At 64.5% G+C, this 245-nt stretch carries 2 pseudogenes; one reads left to right on the plus strand and one right to left on the minus strand.

Annotated elements, in window-relative coordinates:
• Positions 1-128 (plus strand): annotated as a pseudogene (locus tag FNJ47_RS52475) (lytic transglycosylase domain-containing protein); the annotation flags it as partial.
• Here the strand turns inward: FNJ47_RS52475 and FNJ47_RS52480 are convergent.
• A pseudogene (locus tag FNJ47_RS52480) lies at positions 120-245 on the minus strand (transglycosylase SLT domain-containing protein); the annotation flags it as partial. The pseudogenes FNJ47_RS52475 and FNJ47_RS52480 overlap by 9 nt on opposite strands.

Consider the following 245-nt stretch of genomic DNA (forward strand, 5'->3'; position numbering starts at 1 on the left):
ACACCGGTACCGCCGAAGGTCTGCGCGACGCCGCGACCAACCTCAAATACGGTGTCAAGTACCTCGCCGGCGCCTATCGCGCCGCCAATGGCGATCACGACCGAGCCGTGCGTTATTTCGCGGGCGGTCGCGAGCTTGATCTGCATCATGCCGATGGCGCCGCCGCGCCCGATCAAATGCGGCTGGTATTTGCTCTCGCGGACGATGACGCGATGCACCAGCTCTTCCGGCACCAGATTCGCCTG

Origin of the sequence: Bradyrhizobium uaiense (assembly GCF_010811875.1) — a bacterium.
GTDB lineage: Bacteria > Pseudomonadota > Alphaproteobacteria > Rhizobiales > Xanthobacteraceae > Bradyrhizobium > Bradyrhizobium uaiense.